Source organism: Bacillus cereus group sp. Bc010 (assembly GCF_027716745.1).
Classification (GTDB): Bacteria; Bacillota; Bacilli; order Bacillales; family Bacillaceae_G; genus Bacillus_A; species Bacillus_A pacificus.
Window position 1 is genome coordinate 1 of the sequence record NZ_JAQFUY010000041.1, and the last position, 12135, is coordinate 12135.

Consider the following 12135-nt stretch of genomic DNA (forward strand, 5'->3'; position numbering starts at 1 on the left):
TGACTAGCAGGGCTTACTGATATATTTAATTAACTTTCGTTATAATTGGTTAAATAAATCGTAACAGTTAGTTACCCTTCTTAGTTCGTTAAATACGAATAAAACGCGTCCGCATCCGTGCGAATTACCGGTACAAAATTTAGTTCTTTTCCTTTTTCAGGCTGATCTTTTTTTATTTTTTCTGCTAGTTCTTGAGTGTTCATATTCGTTTTATCCATATTAAGTTCATCTGCCATTTGTAACACCTTTTGTTCATTAATTTCACTTAATACTTGATATATATCTTTCCCATACAAATCAATATGATATTTTTTTGCCTCTTCTTGCACTTTTTGTTCGTACACTTCTTGTGCTAACTCTTCTATCTCTTTTCCTTTTTGTGAAATCCCTAACTTCCCTGCTTCCTCTCTTACTTTCGTTCCATAGATTTCTTCCGCAATTTCCTCTATTTCTTTTCCATTTGTTGAAATACCTAATTTATCCGCTTCATCGCTAATTTTAATCGTATTAATTTGAGTAATCAAATTTACAATTGATGTATTTTCTATTGATATGCCTAGTTTTAACGCTTCTTGCTTCACTTTTGTTTCATAGATTTCTTCTGAAAGAGTTCCAACATCTTTTCCTTCAATCGAAATTCCTAACTGTTCTGCTTCTCTTCCTACTTCCGTCTCATGGATTTCTTTTTCTAGCGTAATTTGTTCTTTCCCTGCCGTTTCAATCCCTAAATTCTCCGCCTTTTCTTCTGTATGCACAGCATGTATCTTTCCATTGTTTAATTGTTCTTTGCTGCGCTGCTTGTAATCTGTCTTTCCTTTTGATGTTTCAGAAGGAGAGGCACCCCCTAATATACTTAAACTCATTACTCCAATAGTGAATACCGTCATCATTTTCTTTTTCAAAATTAATTCCTCCCTCTTACACTTTCTTTTCCATCATTCCCATAAAATTTTAATACTATATTATGATCGATGTAATCTACTCAAATACCTTTTTATAATCGCTTCTTTATAGGGCGAACTTTCCGTATATAATACATGTTAAAAATAGTTTCTTAACTTTCCCTTAAAAAAAGACGACCTTGTAAAAACAAGATCGTCTTCTCACTTATATTCTTTGGTTTTTCGGAAGAATCACTTCAAAACAAGTACCCTCTCCCCATCTGCTCTCTACTAATATTTTCCCATAATGCTTTTCTACAATCCAGTTCGCGATTGAAAGGCCTAATCCCGCTCCTTCTGACGCACTTCTCGCTTTATCCCCTTGATAAAAACGATTAAATAGTTTTGGGATATCCTCATCTTTCACTCCTATCCCATCATCTTTCACTCGTATACGAATTGAACTGTTCATTTGCGTACAATCGATTTGAATATGACCACCTTCATTCGTATACTTCATCGCATTATCTAACAATATGACCATCATTTGATGAATCCGCTCTCTATCACCCATAAAAGATACGCCACGTTCTACTTTTAATATCATTTCTTTTTCTTGATAAGAAGCAATCTCCTTATATGGAGCTACTATTTCTTCTAACAATTTATCGAGTTCAAATGTTTTCTTATCCATCTCAATTTGATTAGAATCAGAACGTGCTAGCAATAATAAATTACTAACGAGTTTTGATAACCGCCTACATTCTTTTGAAATTGTAGAAATATCCATCGCTTTTTCTTCTATCGTAGCGGATGGTGACTGGAATAAAACATCTGTTTTTGATTGAATAACTGCAAGGGGTGTCCTTAGTTCATGTGATGCATCAGAAACGAATTGCTGCTGTTTTTCCCATGAATTTTGAATGGGTACAAGTGCCCTGCCAGCTAAGAAAAAGCCAATTCCTATTGCACATAAACTTCCTACGCTACAACCTATCACAAGAATTAAAAATAAAGTATGTAACATTTCTTTTTCAGCTGTTATATCCCTTGCAATTTGAACTATTTTTGCATCTTTCTGAAATGCAAATATTCTAAAATATTGTCCTTGTACTTCTATATCTTGCAAAGTTCCTAATTTATTTGGAGAAAACTTTTCCAAATTATCTTCAAAGATAAAACGACGTTTGCCGTTTTCAATATCTATCTCCACCGTGTTTCCCATCCAAGTTAACTCCATTATCCTTGGATCCCCAATTGGAGGATATCCCCTAATTTTTTTAGGTAGTTTTTTATCATCTGCATTCTTTCTATGTTGAACGGCTTTTTCTATCGATTCATTTACTCCACTATAAATACGCTTATATGTGTAAGAATAAATGATACTACCTAATACGCCTATCAAAATGATAAATACTAATGAATTCAATATAGTCAATCGAATACGCGTCTTCTGAAACATACTTCCCTTGTTCATTGTTCTTTTAATATATATCCAATACCTCTAACGGTTTGAATATCTTTCTGATAACCGAATGGCTCTAATTTTTTACGTAAATGATGTACATACACTTCTACAATTGCCACTGTCGTATCTGAATCAAATCCCCAAACACGATCAAAAATTTGTTCACGCATTAAAATCTTTCCGCTATTTTGAACGAGGTACTCTAGAAGCTCATATTGTTTTAATGTTAACTTCATACTTTGTCCATCTACTTGAACATCTTTATCTTTTCCAAACAGTTCAATCCCTTTATATCGAATAGTCTGCTTCGTTGTTAAACTACCACTTCGCCTTAATAAAGCACGAATTCTTGCTTTTAATTCTGGGGCCTGAAACGGCTTAACGATATAGTCATCCCCGCCAAAATCCAACCCTTTCACGCGATCTTCTAAAGAATCTCTCGCTGTCAAAAATAAGACAGGTGTTTCAATCTTTTCATCACGTATTTTTTGAATTACTTCAAAACCGTCCATTTCTGGCATCATCACATCAAGTAAAATAGCGTCATATATATTTTGTAATGCTAGAAATAATCCATCTTCTCCATTCAATGCTGTATCTACTTCAAATTCATCGCATAATATTTGGACAATGGACTCTAATAAAGAAGCATTATCTTCTACTACGAGTAAGCGCATATTCTCACCTTCCACCATATCGTTCGATTCTATTTATAATCACATTCCTGCTTTTCCTAACAAAAGAATATAATCATATTTTGTAACTTCATTTTTAATTCGTTCTTTCTACACTTTTTCTTGATACAGAATTTTAAAGATTAATTATAAAGACTCTTCCTTAAATTTACCTTAATAAAAAATTGAAAGAAATAAGATTTCCCTTATCTCTTTCAATTTTTCACTACATATACCCTTTTGCTCGGCAATTCTAAACAATTTAGCTGGCCGCCATATACAGCACCGCCATCAATTCCTATAATACGATTGCTCCCAAAATATACGCCACAATTCTCACTACCGTGAAGCGTTTTTGTTTCCGTATGACCAAATACAACAACCTTTTCACCACTATACCCACTATGAAACTCATTACGAATCCACATTAACGTATATGGTTCACATTCAGAAACTCGTTTCAATGGCTCAACACCAGCATGTACAAATATATACTTTTCTGTTTCAATGTAATGATCTAATTCCTGAATAAACTTTACATGTTCATCTAATACACGAGATTGTAAAATCTTTTTTTGGAAATTCCCCTCATTAACCACAATATCTTCTTCTACAAATCCATAGCTGTATAACGTCTTGTCTCCACCATTCCTTTTTACCCAATGGTTCCATGAACGTTCCTCATCAGTCGTTAACGCCTTAATCATCATATCTTCATGATTGCCCTTTAGAACGAAGGCTCCATCTTCTTTTAACTCTTTTACTTTTTCAATTACTGCACGCGCATTTGGACCACGATCCACATAATCTCCCAGTAAAATTAATTGATCCTGTTTTGCATCGTATTGAGCTTCTTCCAGTAACTGTTCGAACTTTTCTATTTCTCCATGAATATCACTAATAACAAGAATTCTTTTCATATTATCACCCCTCTTTCTAATTACAGTTCAAAACGACAGAAACTTCAGAATTGTAGATTAAAACCGTATTTATTACAGATACAACGATTATCCTTACAACAATGTAAGTCTCTTGTCATCCAATTCGATGGTTGCGATTGCTATATTTCCTTATACTAAAAGTAAGAAATGAAACAAAAAACAAGGAGAGATGAGATATGAAAAAAGTGATGGAAGTTATGGTAGCAGTAGCAGAGGTTTTCGTAAATGGCAAACAAGTTGCAATGGAGTTAAACAAATAATGAAAAGGACAAGATTCATTCTAGACCCTTTACTCATATAAAAGAGATAAGACTTCTTCATTTTTTTGATCCCTTATCTCCTAAAAAAAGCCGTATCCTTTTTCGGATACGGCTTTCTCTTATTTTTGACTCGTACGAGCTGAAATGCTAATTGCTCTATCTGTAGCTTTTGCAGCTTCATCTAACGCTTCTTTACTATTCTTTCCGTCATACATTGCTTCTAATGCTTTTACAACTGCATCTCGTGATTCTGGGAATACACTAATTAAAGCACCTTGTGTTGCTGGAGATTGTTTCGTCGCTTGCAATTGATCTACTGTTACTTTTAACTGTGGATATTTTTCATATTGCTCTTTTACTAATGGTTCATTATATGCATCTGGATTAATAGAGAAGTAGCCTGTTGCAGTATGCCATTTTGCTTGTACGTCTGGCTTCGTTAAATATTTCATAAAGTCCCAAGCACCTTGTTGTGTTTCTTCTGAAACCATATTCGTCATCCATAATGATGCTCCACCAATAACAACACCATGTTGTTTTGAATCTTCTGGGTATGGAATATATGAAACGCCTACATTAAACTTAGATGCATCAATTAAATCACGAACACCTGCTGAAGAATCTAAATACATAGCAACTTGTCCAGACTGGAACGCCGCACGAATATCATCCCAACTTGCTCCATACTTTCCTAGTGCACCAGCTTTATTTAACTCATCTAGCATCCCAAATACTTTCTGTCCTTCTTTACCGTTAAATACAGCTTTCTTTGCAGCATCTTTACGACCATTTTCATTATCTACATATAAAGCGCCTTGTGTCGCTAACAATTCTTCAAAGAACCAACCATAATTCAGCATTGAAAATCCATATTGTTTTACATTTCCGCCTTCTTTAATCGTTAACTTTTTCGCTGCTTCTTGTAATTCCGCATATGTTTTTGGAGCTTTCTCTGGATCTAAGCCCGCCTTTGCGAAAGCATCTTTATTATAAATTAATACTGGTGTAGATGAATTAAATGGCATAGAATATATTTTTCCATCAACTGAATAATAATTTGTAATTGCTTTTTCCAACTTTGAAGTATCGTACTTATCTTTTTTTATCCAACTATCAATTGGCGTAATCTTTTTACTATCAATCATATATTTTGTTGTAATTTCACTCGACTGAACAAGGGCTGGCGCTTCTTTCGTAGCAGACATCGTTCTAAATTTCGTTAAAGACTCTTCATATGTCCCTTGGAACTCCGCCTTTATCTCGTATTTATTTTGCGACTTATTATAGTCTGCAACAAGCCCATCTAGCACGCCTTGTGTTTTTCCACCCATCGCATGCCAAAAACGAATTACAGTTTTATCACCATTTTTTTCAACTGGTGCTACTTTTGCCTGCGCTTCCGGTTTTCCTTCTGTTTTACTATTTGAACAAGCTGCACTAGATAATGCCATTGTTGCTATCATTAATAGAGCAGCACCTTTTTTAACTAGACCCATTTTAATCTCACCTTCTCTTAGTTATTTAATTGCACCTTTTGTTAATCCTTGTTGTAATTGCTTTTGCCCTAAAAATAGTAGAATCAATGTCGGAATTACGATAACCGTAACACCGGCCATTACGCTTCCCCAATCAGTTGCAACTTCTTGAGACTGAAGCTGCTTCACACCAATTTGGACTGTTCTTACCTTTTCATCAGTGGTCACTAAAAGTGGCCATAAGTACATATTCCATGTTGTTAAAAAACTATATACTCCAAGCGTAATAAAACTCGTTTTACAATACGGAATTACAACGCTAAATAAAAACTTTACATTTCCAATCCCTTCAATAAAAGCAGCTTCTTTCAGTTCATTCGGAAGCGTCATAAAGTGTTGACGTAGTAAGAAAATACCGAAAGCTGTTGCAAAAAACGGCACTGTCATTCCAGCGAAGCTATTGATCCAACCAAAGTTTTGAATCGTTAAAAAGTTAGGTACCATCGTCGCTTCCCACGGAATAAGCATCGTTGAAATAAACAGGAAGAAAATAAGATTTCTTCCTTTAAACTGAAGAAAGACGAAAGCATACGCTGCTAAGCTTGATACGATAAGTTGTCCAATCATAACAACTGTCGATACAACTAAACTGTTATATAAGTATGTAAAAAGCGGTACTTTTTGAAAAATATTAATAAAATTATCAAAAGTAAATTGAGTCGGAAATAACCTTCTCATTTGAATATCGTCTGGTGTCATAAAGCTTATTAAAAATGCATAGAGTACAGGAAAAAACACCATTACTGCACTAATAATGAGCAGCATGTATAATAGGAAATTTTGTTTCCACTGTTTAACAATCATTTATAATGCACCTTTCTCTCAGCAAACTTGAATTGAAGTAATGTAGCAATGAAAATGAAAATAAATAATACCATCGCTTGTGCACTTGCTGTTCCAAATTGATGATTCACAAATGCCTCTTTATAAATCGAATATACAATTAAATTCGTTGCATCATTTGGTCCACCATGCGTTAAAATATCAATTTGTCCGAAGCTTTGGAACGCACTAATTAACGTTACTGTCACGATAAAGAATAAAGTTGGTGATAGCATCGGTAATGTAACACGACGAAGCTTATATAAATAGCTAGCACCATCTATAGATGCACTTTCATATAAAGACGTATCAATGTTTTGTAAACCACCTAATATAACTAAAAATGCAAATCCCGTATTCACCCAAACCGTTGTAACTGATACAGAGAACAATGCCCAATCTGGACTCGTTAACCATGCGATTGCAGGTAGATTCATAGAGGCTAATATATTATTAAATAATCCGACACTTGGATGAAATAAAAATAGCCAAATCACCGCACTAGCAGCTACTGATATTCCCATAGTGGAAGAAAATAACACACGGAATACCCCAATACCTCTTACTTTTCCATTTGCAATCAATGCAAGAAATAAAGCGAGTATAATACTCGTAGGCACTGTATATACAACAAATAATAAAGTTGACTTTATGCTTTTGTAGAAAGCAGGATCAGAAAATAAGTATTGATAATTTTCTAAGCCAACGAAAAGATTAGCTTCTCCGTGTATATCTGTTAAATAAAAGCTATAGTAAATCGTCCTAAATAATGGATAAAAAAGAAAAATCGAGAACAATAAAATAGATGGCGCTAAAAATAATAATCCTATTCTTAACTCTTTCGTTCTACTCCATAAATTCTTCTTTTTTACCACCTTTGCTTGGGCTGGTAACTTGCCTACTTCAATCATTATTTCGCCACCACTTTCAACTCTTCTTCAGCTACCACTTTTAATCGTTCATTCGTATTTTGATGAAAGAAGCATAACTTATCTTGTGAGAATAATAATTTTACTTTGTCACCTTTGTTCAGGAGTAGCTGTCCAATGACTTTTGCACTCCAAGTTGTTCCATTTATTGCGAAGTTTAATATAGATTCGTTGCCTAATACTTCTACAGATTGTAGCGTAACTTCTTGTCCTTCCTCAGACAGGGCAATATGCTCAGGACGCATGCCTATGCGAATTATTCCTTCTGGTAATTGCTTTAACTGTCCAATAGATAACGGAATTTGCAATTGCCCTATATGTAATACACCTTTTTCTTTGTCTACTTCTCCATCATTTATATTCATCGAAGGAGACCCTATAAAACTTGCAACAAATTCATTTGCTGGTTCGTTATAGATGTCAAGCGGTGTTCCAACTTGCTGTATACTTCCTTTATTTAAAACCATGATACGGTCCCCCATAGTCATCGCCTCTATTTGATCATGAGTAACGTAAATCATTGTAATTCCTAAACGCTGCTGAATTTCTCTAATTTCAATTCTCATTTGCGCACGTAATTTCGCGTCTAAATTCGAAAGTGGTTCATCCATTAAACAAATCGGTGCTTGGCTCACGATTGCTCTAGCAAGCGCAACACGCTGTCTTTGTCCACCTGATAATTGACCTGGTTTCATTTTCACATACTCTTTCAGCCCTACCATTTCAATAGCTTCCATTAATCTCTTTTGCCGCTCTTCTTTTTGTACTTTCCTTACCTTAAGTCCAAATAAAATATTTTCTTCTACAGATAAGTGTGGGTATAGTGCATAATTTTGAAATACCATTGATAGATTACGATCTTTCGGCTCTAAATCATTAGCAACACGTTCATTAATAATTAAATCCCCCGAAGAAATTTCTTCTAGGCCAGCGATCATTCGTAATAATGTGCTTTTCCCACATCCTGAAGGCCCAACTAAAACAAAAAACTCGCCCTTCTTAATGTGAACCGATACACCCTTAACCGCTGTCTCTTCTGCATTTTTATATACCTTTGAAACATTTTTCAATTCAATCACAAGATTGCACTCCTTTTTTCTTCTTGTATCCATACTTCATAGTGACTCGTCGAAATCGCACTCGCTCCTGCACGAATGGCAACTTCTGCATCTTCTCGCGTTTGAATCAATCCGCCTGCAATGATAGGAAATTCTATTTCCTCTGCTAACTGCTTAATAATGGAAGGCATAATACCAGGCATAATCTCTACTGCATTCGGTTTAGTCGTTTTACAATTTTCAATTGATTTTGTAAGAGATAAAGTATCGACAATAAAAATACGTTGGATCGTTTTTAATCCAATTTTATTGGCATTTCGAATTGTCGATCCTTTTGTTGAAATAATGCCTTGTGCTCCGATAACGTCTTGAATATACAAAAGTGCTTCCTCTGTATTCGTATTTAAACCTTGTATAAAATCACAATGAAGAAAGACATCATGTCCATGTTTCTGTAATTCATATACACGCTCTGGTAATTCCAGCATTGAACCCGTCATAAGAAAAACTGTTTTCGGTAATTTTTTGTATGTGTTGTATCCTTTCCAATCCTTTATCATCGCAATATAAGGTTCTTTAAACATACATTCCACCTAACTTTTCTGTTTTTATCCAAACTAAAAACACCTACTTACATAGAACACCTTTCTCCTTATTTGAACTCTAGGGAATAGAGCACACCTAAGAAAGTGGCACGTTATATGTAAGCGGGTGTTCTCAAATGTTCTCTACCCTAGTTATTTTATTACCTTTACTATATTACGCATTTATTAAGTCAGTTTTGATAGATTGTTAATTAGCCGTTAACCGAATGTTAATATTCACCATATCCCCTTAACATTAATCTAGATATAAAAATAAACCCCCAACAGTAAACCACTATCTTTAAAATTTAAGTAATATGCAAATCCATTCCATAGTTAATCAGTTTTAGTTTTCTTGCAACTGCTTGTGAAGCAAAGTTATCCCAAGAAGTACTATAAAGTGGAATGCGGTTTTCTTCTTGTATTGATATCGCCCAGGCTGTAACAACATCAGTACCATATCCATTCCCTTGAAACTCCGCTAAAGTTTCCACACTCGCCTCAGCAGCTACAGGTGTACTCCTAGCACTGCAACATATAGAAACTACCTTTTCATTTTTTACAATTGCAAGGTAAGGTTGCCTCCACTCCATCTGTTCTATTAGATGAGGAAAATTTTCTCGTAAAAGCTCTTTATTCTTCTCTGTTATCTGTATTGTTCTAGTTGGCTTATGTAAATTATTAGAGAACATGAAAGCAGGGCCCATCCAAATATTTTTTACTGTTCTTTCTTCATTTAATACATGAATAATCTTTGCTACCTCTATGTGATTTGAAGGTTCTCGAATTAAGTTCTCAATCTTACTTACCATTTCATCATCCAGATCACAATGATATCTCGTTATACTCCCTTCACGAGTTCTGCCAAGAAAAAAACGTGGTGCTTTCGGATTTCCTTGTTCATTTACATATTTCATTTTCCCTACTTGATTATGAACAAATAAAACCTCTACTTGAATTGCTATTAAATCAAGTTCTGAGAGCCTCATTTATATCCTCCTTAGTTACTTCATATACCATTTACAATCTATTTTTCATGCTCAAAATAAAAATCCCATTTACATACACATTACTGAATCCATCATGCTAACTGATTTCTTCATTCTGTCTATCTAAATGGGATTATTTTTCGTTTTTTATTCTACTGGTTGTTGTGGCTGTACTACTTCATTCGCTCCAGCTGCCCTCAACATATTTGCAATATCTTTAAAACCTCTTTTTTCAGCATATTGCAGTGGCGTAATATTTTCCTTATTGGCCATATTTACATCTGCCCCGTGGTCAATAAGCATTTGAATTACTTTCTTATGGTTTTCACTACCATTTCCTAATACGATTGCTTCTACTAAAGCTGTTCCACCACGAGCATTTTTATAATTCACATCAATATCTGTATGCTCTAACAATTCTTTTACGACCTCTACATGGCCACGCTCAGATGCAGAAATAAGTGCTGTTCCACCTGACTTAGTCGTTTCTTTCGTATTAACTCCTGCATTAATTAATACTTTTACAATATCCGTATAGCCTTCTCTACTTGCATAAAGAAGTGGATTGCTTTGTTTCTCATCTTTAATTTCAATATTAGCCCCTGCACCAATTAATGCTTTCACTGTCTCTACATGATTTTGGTACGTTGCTGCAAGGACAGGTGTTTCTCCGTTGTCACCTTCTACATTTATATTCGCTCCATCTTGGATCAACTTCATAGCTGTTTCTGTGTCTCCAAGAGTTGCAGAAAGTAGCAACTGTTTGTCCATTAAATTTATACTTTTTTCTTCTTTAGATTCTTCCTGTTCTTTATGCTTCTCTTTTTTCTTTTCGTTTTTCACATGAACCGGTTTCGATTCTGGCTCTTCTTGCTTATCGCAAGCCACTACCGTCATTAAAAGTCCTAATAACATACATAATAAAATTTTTTGTTTTCTCACAACTACAGCTCCTATGAAAGATAATGTTTTCTTAACCATTCCTCCATCACATACAATAACTCTTCTTGAGTACATTTATCCATAAGCCCTTTATATTCCTTCTTTAATCGGATTATCTAAACTTATATTAGCGAAGCAATTAGTTTAGCACGATTTTACCGCATTTGTATACATTTCTAAAAAGTACATAAAGTGAAACTTTAATCAGTGGGGGTTTTCTTCATCCCCCACTGATTATTAGTTGAACCAATCGGGCTTTTATGGGCAGCCCGACCCCCACCTAACTTCTTTGCTTTCGCTGCATTTTGAGGTGGGGTCTTACTGCCCATTAAAGCGGGATAAATGATTGCTTTAGGTTACTATATTCCATTGTAACCGTTCTTCTAAAAATTTTACACCTTTTCTATATTTGCACCTGAATAATACTAGAAAAAGACAACTATATAGTTGTCTTTTTCTAGTATTAATGATGCGCACCGTGATTTCCCTTTTTCGGGTTCCCCATCATTTCTTTATTCATTTCCCATTTATGCTCTGCTAGCTCTTTATACGAAAGAATTTTCCCCTTATAGTTAGATACAAAGCTCTCTGCATCTTTTTTGTTTTTAAATGAAATGACATTATAAGCCATTGGTGTTGTAATTGTTTTATCATATACATAAGTAGCGTCTTCTAACGAAACCCAATCTTTCGAATCATAATCTCGAACAAATTTTTCTTTCGTCTTTTCACCTGGATTAATCTCCATCCATTTATACATACAACCGATATCATCAAACTTTAATGCTTTTCCATTTTCTAAAATGATTTCTGTTGCAAATTGATTATCCATTACCCCAATTTGGCAAATATCACACTTATCATGTTTCTCATCAATTGCCACAGCCTCTGCTTGTTTCTTACCACATCCTACAATTGTAAAGACAAAGAATAAGCATATAGCAAGCATCACATACTTTGTTCTCATTATATTTCCTCCCTAACCGTATCTTCTACAAGGAGCATATCAAAAACTTGTGTGCGATTTGTGAAAAAACGATGTGTCTTTTGTA

The 12135-nt window shown here is 34.7% G+C and carries 12 protein-coding genes; all 12 read right to left on the reverse strand.

Going from position 1 to position 12135, the window contains the following annotated elements:
• Positions 1-80 precede the first annotated feature (80 nt).
• Positions 81-902: a hypothetical protein gene (locus PDQ68_RS25395; RefSeq protein ID WP_061183658.1), complete on the reverse strand. Its 822-nt coding sequence runs from the start codon at positions 900-902 to the stop codon at positions 81-83.
• Between the two features lie 205 nt (positions 903-1107).
• Entirely contained in the window at positions 1108-2358 is a 1251-nt protein-coding gene (locus PDQ68_RS25400) for a sensor histidine kinase (RefSeq protein WP_061183657.1), read from the reverse strand.
• The gene (locus tag PDQ68_RS25405; protein WP_001238610.1) at positions 2355-3026 is read right to left on the reverse strand and encodes a response regulator transcription factor; all 672 of its coding nucleotides are present in this window, start codon (positions 3024-3026) and stop codon (positions 2355-2357) included. The genes PDQ68_RS25400 and PDQ68_RS25405 overlap by 4 nt, the downstream gene beginning before the upstream one ends.
• A gap of 212 nt (positions 3027-3238) precedes the next feature.
• Positions 3239-3943 carry a metallophosphoesterase family protein gene (locus PDQ68_RS25410; protein WP_016716419.1) on the reverse strand — a complete coding sequence of 235 codons (705 nt, stop codon included), beginning with the start codon at positions 3941-3943 and terminating at the stop codon, positions 3239-3241.
• Positions 3944-4343: 400 nt separating this feature from the next.
• Positions 4344-5720 (reverse strand): ABC transporter substrate-binding protein, encoded by a 1377-nt coding sequence (locus PDQ68_RS25415; protein ID WP_270787055.1) that lies wholly within the window; start codon positions 5718-5720, stop codon positions 4344-4346.
• A gap of 21 nt (positions 5721-5741) precedes the next feature.
• Complete coding sequence (locus PDQ68_RS25420) at positions 5742-6563, reverse strand: carbohydrate ABC transporter permease (protein WP_000635951.1); 822 nt, start codon at positions 6561-6563, stop codon at positions 5742-5744.
• Positions 6560-7492, reverse strand: a complete 933-nt coding sequence (locus PDQ68_RS25425) for a carbohydrate ABC transporter permease (RefSeq protein ID WP_000573570.1) — start codon at positions 7490-7492, stop codon at positions 6560-6562. The genes PDQ68_RS25420 and PDQ68_RS25425 overlap by 4 nt, the downstream gene beginning before the upstream one ends.
• Positions 7492-8589 carry an ABC transporter ATP-binding protein gene (locus PDQ68_RS25430; protein WP_016716416.1) on the reverse strand — a complete coding sequence of 366 codons (1098 nt, stop codon included), beginning with the start codon at positions 8587-8589 and terminating at the stop codon, positions 7492-7494. The genes PDQ68_RS25425 and PDQ68_RS25430 overlap by 1 nt, the downstream gene beginning before the upstream one ends.
• Positions 8586-9152, reverse strand: coding sequence for a glycerol-3-phosphate responsive antiterminator (locus PDQ68_RS25435; RefSeq protein WP_000472010.1), 567 nt, complete (start codon positions 9150-9152; stop codon positions 8586-8588). Before PDQ68_RS25435 ends, PDQ68_RS25430 begins: the two co-directional genes overlap by 4 nt.
• 308 nt (positions 9153-9460) lie before the next feature.
• Positions 9461-10141, reverse strand: coding sequence for a GNAT family N-acetyltransferase (locus tag PDQ68_RS25440; protein ID WP_016716415.1), 681 nt, complete (start codon positions 10139-10141; stop codon positions 9461-9463).
• A gap of 147 nt (positions 10142-10288) precedes the next feature.
• Entirely contained in the window at positions 10289-11158 is an 870-nt protein-coding gene (locus PDQ68_RS25445) for an ankyrin repeat domain-containing protein (protein WP_000287347.1), read from the reverse strand.
• A gap of 388 nt (positions 11159-11546) precedes the next feature.
• Positions 11547-12050, reverse strand: a complete 504-nt coding sequence (locus PDQ68_RS25450) for a nitrous oxide reductase accessory protein NosL (protein ID WP_001259402.1) — start codon at positions 12048-12050, stop codon at positions 11547-11549.
• Positions 12051-12135: the final 85 nt, after the last annotated feature.